Source organism: Pseudomonas sp. FP2309, assembly GCF_030687575.1.
Classification (GTDB): Bacteria; Pseudomonadota; Gammaproteobacteria; order Pseudomonadales; family Pseudomonadaceae; genus Aquipseudomonas.
This window is the reverse complement of sequence record NZ_CP117439.1, coordinates 553,926-568,496: the sequence shown is the minus strand read 5'-3', so window position 1 is coordinate 568,496 and position 14,571 is coordinate 553,926. Positions and strand designations below refer to the sequence as shown.

Annotated in this window: 14 protein-coding genes; 5 read left to right on the top strand and 9 right to left on the bottom strand. The window is 62.3% G+C overall.

The annotated features are described in order from the left end of the window. Positions 1-43: 43 nt before the first annotated feature. Both waaA and PSH59_RS02445 read right to left on the bottom strand, forming a co-directional pair. Positions 44-1,321 carry a lipid IV(A) 3-deoxy-D-manno-octulosonic acid transferase gene (gene waaA, locus PSH59_RS02450; protein ID WP_305394227.1) on the bottom strand — a complete coding sequence of 426 codons (1,278 nt, stop codon included), beginning with the start codon at positions 1,319-1,321 and terminating at the stop codon, positions 44-46. Positions 1,322-1,344: 23 nt separating this feature from the next. Beyond that, on the bottom strand, positions 1,345-2,235 hold the full coding sequence (locus PSH59_RS02445; RefSeq protein WP_248077364.1) for a LysR family transcriptional regulator: 891 nt from the start codon (positions 2,233-2,235) through the stop codon (positions 1,345-1,347). A 103-nt stretch (positions 2,236-2,338) separates the two neighbouring features. On the opposite strand from PSH59_RS02445, the gene PSH59_RS02440 reads away from it, so the two are divergent. Genes PSH59_RS02440 through PSH59_RS02425 form a run of 4 tightly spaced genes read left to right on the top strand, consistent with a single transcriptional unit; the run spans position 2,339 to position 5,715 of the window. After that, positions 2,339-2,674 carry a multidrug efflux SMR transporter gene (locus tag PSH59_RS02440; RefSeq protein ID WP_017526453.1) on the top strand — a complete coding sequence of 112 codons (336 nt, stop codon included), beginning with the start codon at positions 2,339-2,341 and terminating at the stop codon, positions 2,672-2,674. 55 nt (positions 2,675-2,729) lie between these two features. Then, on the top strand, positions 2,730-3,905 hold the full coding sequence (locus PSH59_RS02435; RefSeq protein ID WP_305394226.1) for an FAD-binding oxidoreductase: 1,176 nt from the start codon (positions 2,730-2,732) through the stop codon (positions 3,903-3,905). Beyond that, entirely contained in the window at positions 3,902-4,714 is an 813-nt protein-coding gene (locus tag PSH59_RS02430; protein WP_305394225.1) for an aldo/keto reductase, read from the top strand. Before PSH59_RS02435 ends, PSH59_RS02430 begins: the two co-directional genes overlap by 4 nt. 41 nt (positions 4,715-4,755) lie before the next feature. Next, positions 4,756-5,715: a metal ABC transporter ATPase gene (locus PSH59_RS02425; RefSeq protein WP_305394224.1), complete on the top strand. Its 960-nt coding sequence runs from the start codon at positions 4,756-4,758 to the stop codon at positions 5,713-5,715. Positions 5,716-5,843: 128 nt separating this feature from the next. Here the strand turns inward: PSH59_RS02425 and PSH59_RS02420 are convergent, their stop codons facing one another. From PSH59_RS02420 to PSH59_RS02395, 6 genes are all read right to left on the bottom strand, one after another. Continuing rightward, positions 5,844-6,779, bottom strand: a complete 936-nt coding sequence (locus PSH59_RS02420) for an NAD-dependent epimerase/dehydratase family protein (protein WP_248077351.1) — start codon at positions 6,777-6,779, stop codon at positions 5,844-5,846. Further along, positions 6,772-8,196: a bifunctional D-glycero-beta-D-manno-heptose-7-phosphate kinase/D-glycero-beta-D-manno-heptose 1-phosphate adenylyltransferase HldE gene (gene hldE, locus PSH59_RS02415; protein WP_248077349.1), complete on the bottom strand. Its 1,425-nt coding sequence runs from the start codon at positions 8,194-8,196 to the stop codon at positions 6,772-6,774. Before hldE ends, PSH59_RS02420 begins: the two co-directional genes overlap by 8 nt. Positions 8,197-8,299: 103 nt before the next feature. Beyond that, complete coding sequence (cysC, locus tag PSH59_RS02410) at positions 8,300-8,908, bottom strand: adenylyl-sulfate kinase (protein ID WP_248077346.1); 609 nt, start codon at positions 8,906-8,908, stop codon at positions 8,300-8,302. Then, on the bottom strand, positions 8,901-9,605 hold the full coding sequence (locus tag PSH59_RS02405) for a sulfotransferase family 2 domain-containing protein (RefSeq protein ID WP_305394223.1): 705 nt from the start codon (positions 9,603-9,605) through the stop codon (positions 8,901-8,903). The genes cysC and PSH59_RS02405 overlap by 8 nt, the downstream gene beginning before the upstream one ends. Positions 9,606-9,757: 152 nt before the next feature. Next, positions 9,758-11,566: a lipid A export permease/ATP-binding protein MsbA gene (gene msbA / locus PSH59_RS02400; protein WP_248077337.1), complete on the bottom strand. Its 1,809-nt coding sequence runs from the start codon at positions 11,564-11,566 to the stop codon at positions 9,758-9,760. A 9-nt stretch (positions 11,567-11,575) separates the two neighbouring features. Next, positions 11,576-12,754, bottom strand: coding sequence for an O-antigen ligase (locus PSH59_RS02395; protein WP_248077332.1), 1,179 nt, complete (start codon positions 12,752-12,754; stop codon positions 11,576-11,578). Positions 12,755-12,902: 148 nt separating this feature from the next. Here PSH59_RS02395 and PSH59_RS02390 point away from each other — a divergent pair, with 148 nt between their 5' ends. Further along, entirely contained in the window at positions 12,903-13,469 is a 567-nt protein-coding gene (locus tag PSH59_RS02390; RefSeq protein WP_248077328.1) for a toluene tolerance protein, read from the top strand. Here the strand turns inward: PSH59_RS02390 and PSH59_RS02385 are convergent. Beyond that, positions 13,458-14,552 (bottom strand): glycosyltransferase, encoded by a 1,095-nt coding sequence (locus PSH59_RS02385; protein WP_305394222.1) that lies wholly within the window; start codon positions 14,550-14,552, stop codon positions 13,458-13,460. The genes PSH59_RS02390 and PSH59_RS02385 overlap by 12 nt on opposite strands. Positions 14,553-14,571 lie beyond the last annotated feature (19 nt).

Below are 14,571 nucleotides of genomic sequence, written 5' to 3'. Positions count from 1 at the left end.
GCAGGGGGCCAGCTTGCCCGCCCCCACCGTTGGTCCATGTCGTTCAATGGCTAATCAGCCTGTCCAACCCGTCCAGCAAGCGCTGCAAAGCCCCTTGATTGGCCCGCATCACCCTGAGCCCCGCTTCGGCCATCCTGCGCGCATCCTGCGGCAGCTCGAACAACTGACGCACGGCTTCAGCCAAACCTTCGGCGTCATCCACTTCGCGCAACGCCCCGGCATCCCGCAGCATCGCGGTGATTTCCAGGAAGTTGAACACGTGCGGCCCCATGATCACCGGCTTGGCCAGCGCCGCCGGTTCCAGCGGATTGTGCCCGCCGGTCGGCACCAGGCTGCCGCCAACGAACGCACTGTCGGCCAGGGCGTACAGAAACAGCAGTTCCCCCATGGTGTCGCCGAGCAGCACTGAAGTGTGCGCATCGACGGGTTCACCCGCGGAGCGGCGCACCGTGGCAAACCCTTGCTGCTCGCACAGTTCGTACATCGGAGCAAAGCGCTCCTGGTGGCGTGGCACCAGGATCAGCAACGCATTGGGGTAGTTGGCGAGCAACTGACGATGCGCCGCCAACACCACTTCATCCTCACCTTCATGGGTACTGGCGGCGATCCATACCGGGCGCTCGCTGGCCCCCCATTGCTCGCGCAAGGCGGCCGCGCGCTCCAGTAGCTGCGGGTCGATGGTCAGGTCGAACTTGATCGAGCCGGTCACCTCTATGGTGTCCGAGCGAGCCCCCAGGCTCAGGAAACGCTGGGCTTCGGTCTCGGTCTGTACCGCGAACAAACTCATTTGCGAGAGCATCGGCGCTGTCAGTTTGGCAAAGCGCGCGTAGCCCTTGGCCGAACGTGCCGACAACCGTGCATTGGCCAGCGCCACCGGAATACCGCGCATGGCGCAGGCATGGATGTGGTTGGGCCACAGTTCGGTTTCCATGATCACAGCGAGCGTGGGCTGCACACGGTCGAGAAAACGCTTGGCCGCGCACGGCAGGTCATACGGCAAATAGCAGTGCTGGATGCGCGGCTCGTTGGCGAACAAGGCCTGGATACGCTCGGAACCGGTGGGCGTCATGCAGGTGACGGTGATCGGCAGCTGTGGATAACGCGCCAGCAGCTCACGAATCATCGGCGCCGCCGCGATGCTTTCGCCCACCGACACCGCATGCACCCAGATCCCTCCGGGCTTCATCGCCGGCAAGCCGTACGAAAACCGCTCGCCCACGCGCCTGGCATAGGCCGGCGCCTTGCGCGCACGCAGCCATAGACGTAAAGCCACCAACGGCAGCGCCAGGTAAAACAGACAGCTGTAGAGAGTTCTATTCATGGCGGCGGAGTTTATCGGCTTTTTCAATCTATCGCCCGCAGGCACTCGGCAAAACGTTCGGCAAGAAACTGTGCGGCAGGGCCCAAGGGTTCGTCACGGCGCCACACCAACTCGACCACCAGGGCTGGCGGGGTCCATTCGCTGTCGAGTTCGACCATCTGGTTTTGGTAGGCCGGGTATTGCACCACATGCCGGGGCAACCAGGCCCAGCCCAGGCCGCGGATCAACCATTCGGCGAGCACGTAGAAGCTGTCGGCCCGCCACACCTGCGGGCTGGCGGCCTCGCTGCCGGGATACACACTGGTCTGGGTCGACATCAGTAACTGCCGAAACTGCGCCAGGCGCTGGCAGTCCACGAAGCCCTGCGTCGCCAAGGGGTGATTGCGCCCACAGACGGTGACCATCTCGACACTGCCCACCACCCGGCGCTCCAGCGCTTCGGGGATCTGGTCGTGATAGAACAACAGGCCCAGGTCCGCCTTGCGCTCGACCAACTTGCGTGCGACGTCGCCTTGAGCAGCGCTGGAAAGCTGTACTTCCAGGTTCGGAAATTTCCCGGCCAGGACATCCAGGCTGTCGAGCACAGGCTGGTACAGCATCGCCTCGTCCTGGGCCAGGCGCAGACGCGCTTCTTCGCCGCGCATCAGCGACAGCGCGCGGCCGTTGAGGCGCTCGCATTGACGCAACACTTCCCTGGCTTCTTCGAGCAGCACCGCGCCGGCTTCGGTCAAGCGCGGCTGGCGGCCACTGCTGCGTTCAAACAGGCTTACGCCCAAGTCCGCCTCCAGCAAGGCGATGCCATTGCTCACCGCCGATTGCGCCTTGCGCTGCCCGCGCGCTACCGCCGAAAACGAACGCTGTTCGGCAACGCTCACAAACAGCCGCATCTGCTCCAGGTTCCACTGCACACTCATGGCATAACCCATCTTTAAATCGGATAGGTAATGACTTTACCCCATCTGGGCAACGCCTAGAATAGCGGCCATATCAAAGAGTTCCACACCGAGGATTGACGCCATGAACGCTGCTTACTACTACCTGGCCATTGCCATTTGCTCGGAAGTGATCGCCACTGTGTCGATGAAAGCCATCAAAGGTTTGAGCACGCCTATCCCGCTGTTGCTGGTGATCGTCGGCTACGGTGTGGCCTTTTGGATGCTGACCCTGGTCGTGCGCACCGTGCCGGTGGGCGTGGCCTACGCCGTGTGGGCCGGCATGGGCATTGTGATGGTCAGCATTGCGGCGTTGTTTATTTACGGGCAAAAGCTCGACCTGCCGGCAATGCTGGGCATGGGCCTGATTGTGCTGGGCGTGGTGGTCATCCAACTGTTCTCGAAAACCGCCGGGCACTGACCGTCACTCAACAGCCTGTATACTGCGCCTCTTGTCTTGAACACTGAGGTCGCCCATGCCATCCGTTATTTCCACCGACGTTCTGATTGTCGGCGCCGGGGTTGCCGGCCTCTGGCTGAATGCGCGCCTGCGCCGCCAGGGGTTTTCCACGGTGGTGGTGGAAAGCGCCACCTTGGGGGGAGGGCAAAGCGTGAAGTCCCAGGGGATCATTCACGGCGGTGCGAAATACGCCCTGCACGGCGCCCTTACCGGCGCCTCCGAAGCCATCGCCGATATGCCCCGCCGCTGGCGCGAAGCCCTGGCGGGTAACGGCGAACTGGACCTGTCCGGCGTGCGCGTGCTTTCGCAAGCTCATTACTTGTGGTCCCCCGGCACGATCGCCGGCAACCTCACCAGTTTTTTCGCAAGCAAGGCCGTGCGCGGCCGGGTCGATCAGGTCAAGGGCGACGAACTGCCACCCGCACTGCAAAACCCTCGCTTCAAGGGCAAGGTCTATCGCCTGGCCGAACTGGTGGTGGACGTACCGAGCGTCATTGAACGCCTGGCGCAGTTGGCCGGCGACGGCTTGCTCGCCGGGCAACGCATTGAACCGCTGCGCGACGGCGACACTCTGGTGGGCTTGAAGGTCGATGGTCGCGAGATCCGCGCCCAGCGCATCGTGCTGAGCGCCGGCGGCGGCACTGCAGAGCTGCTCAGCGCCCTGGGCCTGAGCCAGCCGGCCATGCAAACACGCCCGTTGCATATGATCATCGCCAAGGGCCCCGGCCTGAAGCCGCTGTACGCCCACTGCCTGGGCGGCGGCACCAAGCCACGCATCACTGTGACCACGCATCCGGCGGCCGACGGCAATTGGGTGTGGTACATGGGCGGCGACATTGCCGAGGCCGATGGTGTGGCGCGCACGCCTGAACAACAGATCGCCACTGCCCGAAAAGAGCTGGCGCAACTGCTGCCCTGGATCGACATGGGCCAGACCCAATGGGCGACCTTGCGCGTCGACCGCGCCGAGCCGCTGCAGTCGGGCCTGAGCCGCCCCGACAACGCTTTCCTCGCCGAAGATGGGCGCCTGTTGGTTGGCTGGCCGACCAAACTGGCCCTGGCGCCGGACTTCGCCGATCGGGTAATCAACAGCTTGGAACGCGACGGCATTCACCCAAGCAACGCGGGGCCGCTGCCGGAGCTGCCAAAACCGGCCATCGGTGTACCGGCCTGGGAGCAACTGCTGCCATGAGCCTGCCAACCCTGCACGACCTGCTCCGCCCCTTGGGCAGCACCGGCCTGCTGGTTTCGCCGCTGGGCCTGGGCACCGTCAAACTGGGCCGCGACCAAGGTGTGAAATACCCCAACGGTTTTCAAATTCCGGATGACGACGAAGCGCGGATGCTGCTGCGCCAGGCGCGCCAGTTGGGCATCAACCTGATCGATACGGCGCCTGCCTATGGGCGCAGCGAAGAACGCCTGGGCCCGCTGCTGCGTGGCCAGCGCAAAGACTGGGTGATCGTCAGCAAGGTCGGCGAGGAATTCGAGGACGGCGTTTCCCGCCACGACTTCAGCGCAACCCACACTCGCCTGTCCATCGAGCGCAGCTTGAAACGGCTTGAAACGGATTTTATCGATCTGGTGCTGGTGCATTCCGACGGCAACGACCTGCACATCCTCAACGATTGCGAGGTTTACCAGACCCTGGCAGCGCTGAAACAAGAGGGCAAAATTCGTGGGTTCGGCTTCTCCGGCAAAACCGTTGAAGGGGGCGTGAAAGCGCTGGAACAGGGCGATTGCGCAATGGTTACCTACAATTTGAACGAACAGGCCGAGAAAACCGTCATTGATTACGCAGCGGTGCACGGCAAGGGCATTCTGGTGAAAAAGGCCCTGGCCAGCGGCCATGTTTGCCTGGAGCCTGGAATGGATCCAATACACGCGAGTTTCATGCTGTTGTTTGCGCAAACCGGCGTGGCCAGTGCTATTGTCGGGACCATTAATCCGCTGCACCTGGCCCATAACGTGGCGACCGCTGCCAAGGTCATCCGTCAACTCTGATGCCGCCGACGCGGCCGACCCCGTCGCAAAAAGGAGCCGACATGCCGCGCACGCTCATAAGAAAAAACCCCAGTAACTTTAAAACACTGCCGCTGCACGTCGAAGCCACACCCGAAGGCCTGAGTTACCAGAGCGTGGGCATGCCGCTCAACTTTGCCCAGACCCTGCAACGGCGCAAACCGGTGGAAGCACCGGACGCCGAGCGATTCGTCCTGGAACTGGCGAACCTCGGTGTGTCGGTACGACTGACCCTGCATTGGCAGAACCGCGATTACTGGGTACTGGTACGCCAACGCCGCCAGGACCGTGGCGACGTGGTACTCAAGCTGATCTCGGGCTACGTCCCGGCCCACGAACTGAACCTGCCGCTGCACACCGCCATCCAGGAAATTGCCGAAGAGTGCCTGCTGGAAACGCCCGAAGGCTGGCTCGGCGGGCGCTTCAACGATACCTGGCTGCCCGCGCCCTACTCGGCCGCGCTGCATTACCGCGAAGCGCTGCCGTTTCGCCTGAGCCCCTTGTCCGGCGCCGCCCGCCCGGTGCGCTGCGCAACCACCCAACTGATCGAACGCCCCAGGGCCTACGTGCACCTGCCCACGGCGTCGCTGCAACTGATTTACGACCTGCGCCTGGAAGTGCCGAAGGAAGCCAAATCCCTGAGCCTGTTCCATGTCGACGAGCGCCTGGAAGGCGACCAGTTAGTCGCACGCCTGGACCGCAAGCGTCCGGACCTGTACTTGATGCCGCTCAAAGACGGCCAGCCTCTTCCCGAGTTGTACACCCTGAAGAAAGACCAACTGTACCCGGCCAGTACGCGGGGTTTATACCTGGCAGAAAGCTTTGCCCAACAGGAAGGCTGGTTGGTACGCGAAGAACGCATTCGCTGGAAGGATTGGTTACGCCAGCAAGGCTTGGCGGAGCCTGAAAAAGAATCAAAGTTGAAGGGATTGGCGCGGCGCGTGTTGCGCAAGATCGTGCCGAAGAAAAAGGTCAAGGGTTGATGGAGTGGGCTGCTTCGCAGCCCGGCGCAGGGCAAGCCTGCTCACAGTAAACCTGCCAACCATAGCAGGCCCCCTCACCGCAGAAAGCCTGCTGAACCGGGCAAGCCCGCCACCACCCTGGATTGCGGCTAGCCGTTAAGCAGGCGCTCCAGACCGACTTTTAACGGTGTAGGCTCCGGCAATGTGAAGTTCGCCAACAGCCGCTGGTTATTCGCCCGCGAATGCCGGATGTCCCCCGAACGCGCCGGCCCGAACGTCACGGCAGGCAGCGAGCCCAGCGCCTCTTCCAATGCCTGCAACACCTGCTTGAGGGTAGTGGTGCGGTTCCAGCCGACGTTGATCGCCCCCAGCGGAGCCTCCGGCGCTTCGATGGCCTGCACCAACACGTCCACCAGGTCTTCGACGTACATAAAGTCGCGGGTCTGCTCGCCATCGCCAAACACGGCAATCGGCAAGCCCTGCCGGGCCCGTTCACTGAAGATACTGATCACACCGGAGTACGGCGATGACGGATCCTGGCGCGGCCCGAAAATATTGAAGAAGCGGAAAATCACCGGCTCCAGACCATGCTGGCGGCGGTAGAAATCAAAGTAGTGCTCACCCGCCAGTTTGTCGGCGGCATAGGGCGTCAACGGCGCCTTGGTGGTCTCTTCGTCGATCGAAGCACCTTCACCGTTGTTGCCATACACCGCAGCGCTCGAGGCGTACAGCACGCGCTTGACGCCCGCCCTGCGCATGGCTTCGCAGACGTTCAAGGTGCCGACGAAATTGCTCTGGTGGGTGCTGACCGGATCATCCACCGACGCCTGCACCGACGCCACGGCGGCAAGGTGCACCACCGCCGTTGCGTCAGCAGCGGCATGCGCCACCAGCTCGGCATCGGCCACATCACCTTCAAGCAGCTCGACGCGCGGGTTGTCCAACGGCAGATTGCTGCGCTTGCCTGTGGACAAGTTGTCCAGCACGCGCACGCCATAGCCCTTGGCGAGTAACGCATCGACCAGGTGCGAACCAATAAAGCCGGCGCCGCCGGTGATCAGGACCAACGGGGCAGCCTTACTCATTGTTGCGGATCTTCTCGACGATTGCCGTGGTCGAGCTGTTCTCGACCAGTCCCAGCACTTTGACCGTGCCGCCGTAGGCGCTGACGATATCCGCCCCCACCACCTGGTCGACGGAATAGTCACCGCCCTTGACCAGTACGTCCGGCTTGACCTGGGCCAGCAGGTTTTCCGGGGTCGCTTCAGGGAAGCTGATCACCCAGTCCACCGCGCCCAGGCCGGCCAGTACGGCCATGCGCCGCTCAACGCTGTTGATCGGGCGCCCGGGACCTTTGAGGCGGCTGACCGACGCGTCGTCGTTGACCGCGACGATCAGGCGATCGCCTTGGGCCCGCGCCTGCTCCAGGTACGTCACGTGGCCGGCGTGCAGGATGTCGAAACAGCCGTTGGTGAAGACGATGCTCTCGTTGTGGGCACGGGCATCGTCAATCGCCAGCAGCAATTGTTCGATGGTCAGCACGCCACGCTCCGAGCCTTCGGAACGCTGGATCGCTCGGCGCAGCTCAGGGGCGCTGATGGCGGCGGTACCCAGTTTGCCCACCACGATGCCCGCCGCCAGGTTGGCCAGGGCCACGGCGTGGGGCAGTTCCTCGCCAGCGGCGATGGACGCGGCCAGGGTGGAAATCACGGTGTCGCCGGCGCCGGTGACGTCGAACACTTCACGGGCACGTGCCGGCAGGTGCATGGCCGGGTGGCCGGGACGCAGCAGGGTCATGCCGTGCTCGCCACGGGTCACCAGCAAAGCGCCCAGGTCGAGGTCGGCCATCAGGGCAGCGCCCTTGGTCACCAGTTCGTGCTCATCGGCGCAACCGCCGACAATGGCTTCGAATTCGCTGAGGTTCGGCGTGATCAGGCTGGCGCCTCGATAAATCGAGAAGTCCTTGCCCTTGGGATCGGCCAGTACAGGGATACCTCGGGCCTTGGCCGCCTGGATCAGCACCTGGTGGTTTTTCAGTGCGCCTTTGCCGTAGTCGGACAGCACCAGCACCTTGATGCCTTCGAGCAGCGCGTCGACCTGACCGCTGAGGGCCAGCGGGTCGGTGGTGAACGGCTCTTCGAAATCAATACGCAACAATTGCTGGTGACGGCTCATCACCCGCAGCTTGACGATGGTCGGCTGATTAGCGATGCGCTGGAACAGCGCACGTACGCCGGCGCCGCGCAGGCTGTTGGCCAGGCTGTCGGCGGCTTCGTCGTCGCCCGTCACACCCACCAGGGAAGCAGGGGCGCCGAGTGCGGCGATATTGAGGGCAACGTTGGCAGCGCCACCTGGACGGTCTTCGATTTGCTCGACCTTGACTACCGGTACCGGTGCCTCAGGGGAAATCCGTGAGGTACCGCCATGCCAGTAACGGTCGAGCATGACATCGCCGACCACCAAGACAGGGGCTTGATCGAATCGCGGCATGGACAACTTCATGGAGCAACCCACATACAAAATGAACAGGGGCGCGATATTAGCACAGGGTGAGCGCCGCCTAGTTCGAGAGCTTTATCGGCGATGCATCACAGGCAAAAACTGCTCATTTTTTAAACAGAGCCGCCAGAATATGGTCCACAGCGCGGGTCAGTTCGACCTCATCGGTATTGATCACGCAGTCAGCCTGCTGCGGCGCCTCATAGGGACTGTCCAAACCGGTAAACGAGTGAATGCGCCCTTCCAGCGCTGCGCGATACAGCCCCTTGGGGTCGCGGCGTGCGCATACGTCGAACGGCGTGCTGATGTACACCTCAAAGAACTGCCCCGGCCCGAACAGTGCCCTGGCGCTCGCGCGGTCGGCGCTGAACGGCGAGATCGCCGACACGATCACGATCAACCCCGCATCGACCATTAACCGCGCCACTTCGCCGATCCGCCGGACATTCTCCTTGCGCGCCGCATCGCTCATCCCCAGGTCGCTGCACAGGCCGCCCCGCACATTGTCGCCATCAAGCACGAAGGTGTGCCGCCCCTGCTCGTTGAGCTGTACTTCCAACGCGTTGGCCAAGGTCGACTTGCCTGACCCGGACAACCCGGTCAGCCAAACGCAGCAAGGCTGCTGGTGCTTGAGCGCCGCCCGCGCGGTCACCGACAACGACAAGGCAAACGGAGTGATTGCAGCAAAACCGCCGCAGAGCGACTGACTATTCATAGCCCAGGACCTCGTAATCACGCTGATAGGCGCGCCTGACCAGGCGCCGTGTACGCAGGGTGCAAAATTCGCGCACTGGCTCGCTGCTGCGACCCAGTGACACATTCAAATGGGGCAAGGATGAGGCCACGCCAAGGCGTTCGCACACTTGCTGGAAGTCTTGCTGCAACGACTCCTGGCGCCCGAGAAAATCCATGGCCATTTGGCCCATCTGGTCGACCAGAAAGTCGGTCTGGGGCGCAAAGTGCAGCTGGCGGCGCAGGTTGTCCGGGTGCAGCCAACCGGCGATGAAATGGTCGAAGTCGCGATAGCGGGCGACCAGCGCCTGGGCTTGCAGGTCACGGGCACCCATGTGGTTACTACGCAAGTAGGTATAAGCGGAGTAAGCGCGCTCCAACGGGTCACGCACGAAGGCGAACTTGAAGGCGCGTTCGCAATGCTGCGCAAATTGCTGCTGGTACCAGTAATACGGCAGATGCCCCGGCCAGCGCCCATCCAGCAGCGCAGAGCAAACGCTGCTGCCGGCGCATTTGGGCACATGGATAAACACGCATCGATGCCGCTCGAAGGCGGGGTTGAGCGTGATCACCCCAGACAAGGATTTGTTCACCGCCTGGCGATCCACCACGGACAAACGCCCCAGCAAAAACACTCTCTGGTGCTTGGGAAGCAATTTCCAGAACAGACGTTGCAACATTCCATTACCCACGCAAGAAGGTTAGCCCTCTCGTTCGTCATTCGAATCGAGAGGGCCAACATAACAAACGACAGGCGGTGAATTATTTTGCTTTGGTCAAGCTGTGTAAGGAGCTTGATACAAACACCAGGGCGCCTTGCGCGCCCAGGCGGTCAGGTGATGTCGTTGGCGACCGGCTCGTCCAGCCCCATGGCGTGCAGGCGCGAGTAATAGCCGCCCTTGGCCAGCAGCTCGACGTGCGTACCGCGCTCGACAATTTCACCGTGGTCCATCACCAGGATCAGGTCAGCCTTCTCGATGGTCGACAGGCGGTGTGCGATCACCAGCGTGGTACGGCCTTTCATGACCTTGTCCAACGCCGCCTGGATGTGCCGCTCGGATTCGGTATCCAGCGCTGACGTCGCTTCATCGAGGATCAGCAGCGGAGCGTTTTTCAACAGTGCACGAGCAATTGCCAGGCGCTGACGCTGACCACCGGAGAGCAGCACGCCGTTCTCACCGACTTCGGTGTCCAGACCTTTTGGCAGCTCCGAAATGAAGTCCATGGCATAGGCGTCGGCGGCGGCCTTTTCGATATCGGCACGCGGCGCGTCAGCCAGGTCACCGTAGGCGATGTTGTTGGCCACGGTGTCGTTGAACAGGGTGACGTGCTGGGTTACCTGGGCAACGTGCCGGCGCAGGTTGCGCAGGCGGTAGTCTTCGATTTCGACCTCGTCCAGCAGGATCTCGCCGGTTTCGTGGTGGTAGAAACGCGGGATCAGGCTGGCCAGGGTCGACTTGCCGCTGCCCGAACGTCCGACCAGGGCGATCATCTGCCCAGGCGCGGCGCTGAAGCTGATGTTCTTCAGCACTTCGCGCTCGGCGCCCGGGTAGGTGAAGCTGAGGTTGCGCACGTCCAGACGACCGCTGACGCGGTCACGCTCCACGGTGCCGGCGTCGACTTCAGGCTCTTCGTCCAACTGCTCGAAGATGCTCTCGGCACCCGCTACGCCCTTCTGGATGGTCGAGCTGACTTCCGACAGCTGACGAATCGGCTTGGGCAGCAGGCCGGCAGCCGTAATGTAGGCCACCAGGTCACCCGCCGTGGCTTCGCCGCGCAGCAGCAACACCAGGAACATCAAGGCGGCCATGGCGGTGTAGATCACCAGTTGCAGCATGGGGGTGTAGACCGCGCCGGTCTTGTTCATGCGCAGTTGTTTGTCGGTGTTGCTCTGGCTGGCGGCGGCAAAGCGGCGCTGCTCATAGCTTTCGCCACCGAAGCTGCGCACCACGCGATAGCCCTGGATGGTCTCCGAGGCCACGTGCGTCACGTCGCCCATGGCCACTTGGATTTTCTTGCTCTGCTTGCGGAATTTCTTGCTGGTACTGCCGACCATGATCGCGATCAACGGCAGGATCGCCAGCATCACCAGGGTGAGTTTCCAGTTCATCCACAGCAGGTAGCCGAACAGGAACACCACCGTCAGGCCTTCGCGGATGACGACCTTGATCGCATCCGTGGCGGCGCCGGTGACCATGGTCACGTTGAAGGTGATACGGGAGATCAGATGCCCCGAGTTATGCGTATCGAAATAGCGGTTCGGCAGCACCAGCAGCTTGTTGAACAACTCAACGCGCAGGTCATGCACCAGCCCCAGGGAAACCTTGGCCAGGTAGTAGTTGCCAAGGAACGAGCCCAGGCCCTGCCATGCGGCGATCAGGATGATCAGCAGCGGCACCGCCATCAGCAACTTCAGATCTTTGAACAACGGGAACTGGGGCAGGAACACCACGTCGGGATTGCTCAGGCCATCCACGAAGTACTTGAGGATCCCGGCGAGCATCGGTTGGGTCGAAGCAAAGATCACGAAGCCCACGATACTCAGCAGGAACATGCCCAGATACGGTTTCACATAGCCCAGCAGCCGGAAGTAGATCTTCAGGCTGGATTCCTGGTCCGCTTTTGGCGGTGCGTCACTCATGTGTCGAGCTCACTGATTGGGTAGGACGCGAACTTTATCACACGCGTCGGGTTTGGCCCGAGCCCAGACCAAAACACTGGCCAGCGCAATCGGCAGCCAGGAGATGAACCACTCGGCCCGCGGCGTGCCCGTCAGGCTGGCGGCGTCGAACTGCATGGCCAGGAACGAAAACACCCACATGCCGATGATGCCCTTGCCGTACAGCGTGTCGCGCACCTTCCAGGCTTGCCACAGCACACCGAACCACAGGCCGCACCACAGCAGCAGGCCCGGCAGGCCCAACTCCAGCGTAATGTGGGTGAACAGGTTGTGGGAGTGGTCAAATAACAGGTTATCGGCAAACACCTTGTAGTCGCCGCCCAACCCCAGGCCGGTCCACGGGCGCTCGCCGATCATCTGCACTGCAGCCATGAAAATCTGCGGACGGTATGACACGCCACGGGACAGCATCAGCGACTGCATGGCGAAGAACACCGCCAGCGCAGCGAGCACCGCGCCAAGTGCAATCACGCTGGAACGACGGTCACGGCACCAGGCGGGCATGGCCACAATGGTCAACAGCAACGCCAGCGCGGCGCCACGGCTTTGGCTCAACACCACGAACAGCCCAAGCAGGCCGACCGCCAGCGCCCACCCCACTTGCATCCAGCGGCCACGCGGCACCCAGTGCAGCAGCCAGATCGCAGCCAGGCCGATCACATAGGCACCCAGAATCGGGTGAGACAGTTGGCCCAAGCCTTCAAGGCGTGCATACCAGGCATTATGTTCCAGGCCATAAAACTTGATGATTGCCACCAGCGCCGACAACGCCAGGCCAAAGCCGCCCCACTGCATCACACGCATCACGCGCTCGGTCTGCCCACAGGCAAACACCGGGAAAAACAGCAGGAACACGCCGATGTACAACAGACGCTTGGCCTCGCGCGAAGGGTCGTGGGCATTGGTCCATGACAGGCTGATTGCGCCCCAGACCGCAAGCGCCGCGACCATCAGGCACAGCCAGCGCTGCGCGTGCCAGACCTCCTTGAGGCGCTCGCGGGCAGCCCAGGCAAACACCATGGCCGGCAGCCACAAAAACAGCGTCAATCCTTGTTGATAAATCTTATTGGTCGGCGCAAAGGCAATTGCCAGCAGAAACCACAACAACCCCAACATCATCCATACCTGCGCCCAACGACTAGCTTGCATCACCTGCTCCTGAATACGTTCAACCTGCCAGCCCGGCATGGTTAAAACCCAAAACTTTCGGCATTATTGCCGATCACTGTGCCCGCGACTCCCACAAGGCTTTCCGACGATGCAATGTTCAAGGCTTCCCCAAGCCGATTTAACCGCAATGATTGAAGGTGCCAAAATCCTCGAAAAGGACAGCTACGGCGCCAAAGTCTACCTGCTGACCGACGGGAATATCCTCAAACTGTTTCGTCGCAAGCGTTTGTTTTCGTCTGCGTTGTTTCGCCCTTACTCCAAACGGTTCATCGACAACGCAGCGCAACTGCAACAGCGTGGCATTCCTACGCTCACCGTACTGGCGTTCTACCAACTGCAGGCGCCCGGCATGACGGCCGTGTTGTATCGCCCGCTGCCGGGGGAAACGCTGCGCCAGATTTCCAGCCAGGACGGTTTTGACTGGAACACGAACCTCGACCCGCTGGTGGCGCTTATTCGCCGCCTGCATGACGCGGGGATCTACTTCCGGTCGCTGCACCTGGGCAATATCGTGGTCACGCCAGACAACCAAATGGGCCTGATCGACGTGGCCGACATGCGCTTTCTGCGCGCGCCGCTGAAGCCGGAACTGGCGCGGCGCAACCTGCAGCATTTCGCCCGCTATATTGCGCGCGAGAAGCTGAACGAGCGCTTTCCAATGCACGCACTGGAACAAGCGCTGCTAGCGGCATGAGAACAAGCGCTGAGTGGTTTGCGTGAAGTCGTCCCACGCTTGCTCCGGCGCCAGCGCCCGCCATTGACTCTCGACCACCGCCTCGCCGGACGCCGCAAAAGCGCGCCCCATGAGGTCGCGCCAGGCAGCGACATCGTCTGCCGGGGCGTACCAGCCGGCGTCGCCCAACTGCTCGCGGAACACTGCCAGCTCGCTGGTCAGCACAGGCACGCCGGCCATCACCGCTTCTTGCAGAATCAGCCCAAGCCCTTCTTCCGTTGACGGTATCGCGACCCAGTCAAACGCCCGGTAAAGGGTCGCCGCTTCAGGCAGGTGCCCCGGCAGGGAAACCTTGCCCTGCAAGCCAAGGGCCTCGATACGCGCTTCAAGCGCTTCGCGCGCCGGCCCTTCGCCGATGATCACCAGGCGCGCGTCGGGTTTGTCGGCCGACACGCTGGCAAACCCCTCCAGCAAACAGGCAAACCCCTTGCCGTCCACCAGACGACCGACTGCGCCCAACACCGGCGCGCCGCTCAACGGTAAATTCAGGTGGGTTCGCGCTTGCTCACGGGACAGCGCCGCGGCACGGAACACAGCCGGATCGAAAGCGCTGCGCAGCACCGCCACCGGACGTTGCAGGTAACGCTCCAGAGACGCGGCGAGCGTTTGCGAGACAGCAGTGAGCGTCAGTTGCGAGTCCGCGAACTGCTCAAAGAGTGTTTGATCGGCTTTGCGCAAGCGCGTAGCGCCATGAAAGATCACCACGGCGCGCACGTGCGGCAATTGCTCGAGCACCGGTAACAGCACCCGCGCCACGCCGATGCCATCGAGCAGCACCACTTGCAGATCCTCAGGCAACGCCTTCTGAAAGCGCGCACGCATCCAGGGCATCAGCAACTTCCACAGGTGCCGCCCTTTGAGCCTGGCGGAAGAGAGGTTCCATTCAACGGCCTGTTCAACCAGACCATCGTCGCCGGCGCTGCCTTGCAGCAACCAGGTGTGGATCGGTACACGGGTGTCGGCACGTGACAGTATTTGCTGATGAACCTTCTGCACCGAGGCGAATGCAGACCCACCGGCCCACATGATGTTAAGAATACTCATCGAAAAAACCTTATGCGGC

Excerpts from the sequence above, each read along its gene's own strand:
- PSH59_RS02430 (WP_305394225.1), top strand. The coding sequence starts at position 3,902 with ATGAGCCTGCCAACCCTGCACGACCTGCTCCGCCCCTTGGGCAGCACC.
- waaA (WP_305394227.1), bottom strand. The coding sequence starts at position 1,321 with ATGAATAGAACTCTCTACAGCTGTCTGTTTTACCTGGCGCTGCCGTTG.
- cysC (WP_248077346.1), bottom strand. The coding sequence starts at position 8,908 with ATGAATAGTCAGTCGCTCTGCGGCGGTTTTGCTGCAATCACTCCGTTT.
- PSH59_RS02395 (WP_248077332.1), bottom strand. The coding sequence starts at position 12,754 with ATGCAAGCTAGTCGTTGGGCGCAGGTATGGATGATGTTGGGGTTGTTG.
- PSH59_RS02420 (WP_248077351.1), bottom strand. The coding sequence starts at position 6,779 with ATGAGTAAGGCTGCCCCGTTGGTCCTGATCACCGGCGGCGCCGGCTTT.
- hldE (WP_248077349.1), bottom strand. The coding sequence starts at position 8,196 with ATGAAGTTGTCCATGCCGCGATTCGATCAAGCCCCTGTCTTGGTGGTC.
- PSH59_RS02435 (WP_305394226.1), top strand. The coding sequence starts at position 2,730 with ATGCCATCCGTTATTTCCACCGACGTTCTGATTGTCGGCGCCGGGGTT.
- PSH59_RS02440 (WP_017526453.1), top strand. The coding sequence starts at position 2,339 with ATGAACGCTGCTTACTACTACCTGGCCATTGCCATTTGCTCGGAAGTG.
- PSH59_RS02425 (WP_305394224.1), top strand. The coding sequence starts at position 4,756 with ATGCCGCGCACGCTCATAAGAAAAAACCCCAGTAACTTTAAAACACTG.
- PSH59_RS02385 (WP_305394222.1), bottom strand. The coding sequence starts at position 14,552 with ATGAGTATTCTTAACATCATGTGGGCCGGTGGGTCTGCATTCGCCTCG.
- PSH59_RS02405 (WP_305394223.1), bottom strand. The coding sequence starts at position 9,605 with ATGTTGCAACGTCTGTTCTGGAAATTGCTTCCCAAGCACCAGAGAGTG.
- PSH59_RS02445 (WP_248077364.1), bottom strand. The coding sequence starts at position 2,235 with ATGAGTGTGCAGTGGAACCTGGAGCAGATGCGGCTGTTTGTGAGCGTT.
- msbA (WP_248077337.1), bottom strand. The coding sequence starts at position 11,566 with ATGAGTGACGCACCGCCAAAAGCGGACCAGGAATCCAGCCTGAAGATC.
- PSH59_RS02390 (WP_248077328.1), top strand. The coding sequence starts at position 12,903 with ATGATTGAAGGTGCCAAAATCCTCGAAAAGGACAGCTACGGCGCCAAA.